The sequence below is a fragment of the Oleiphilus sp. HI0117 genome (assembly GCF_001635235.1).
In genome coordinates this window covers 1-487 of record NZ_LWGA01000034.1, presented here as the reverse complement: position 1 = coordinate 487, position 487 = coordinate 1, and the positions used below count along the sequence as shown (strand labels likewise).

At 39.2% G+C, this 487-nt stretch carries 1 pseudogene; it reads left to right on the top strand.

Going from position 1 to position 487, the window contains the following annotated elements:
• Positions 1–482 (top strand): annotated as a pseudogene (locus A3757_RS26010) (hypothetical protein); the annotation flags it as partial.
• Positions 483–487: the final 5 nt, after the last annotated feature.

The following is a 487-nucleotide window of genomic DNA, read 5'->3' as shown; positions in this document are numbered from 1 at the left end:
AGAAGGAACAGATTTTTGCCAAACTACTCACCCCAAAAGGGCTCGGAAAAACTCGCTTCCACGACTATCACTTGGCGTATGATAAATGCGACTTGCCCAACGTCAATATTTTCAAAAAGCAGATAGCCATCTTCAAAAAAATGCTCATGCTGGCCCGCCCAAATAAGATGCAAATTAAGGACATCGACTTTTTACTCATTGTCGGTGAGTTATTTACCTTGGTCGCTTACGGCCAGTTGATTTTAGAAAGCTGGGATCTGAATGAAATTGACGATGACCTAATTGATCAAATATTTGATTTTATGGTCAGAGACTTCTCAAAATATGCACTTCAACTTTACTCTAAAACTAGCAACACAAAGGTTCAGCAAGTTTTCTGTCAGCTGATGCTAAGCAAGCCAAAGGCTTATTCGAGGCGCTTTGAAAAAGTTCTGAACGACTTTGCCTATGCGAAGAAAGACAGCTATAAAATGAATTCTTAACTATT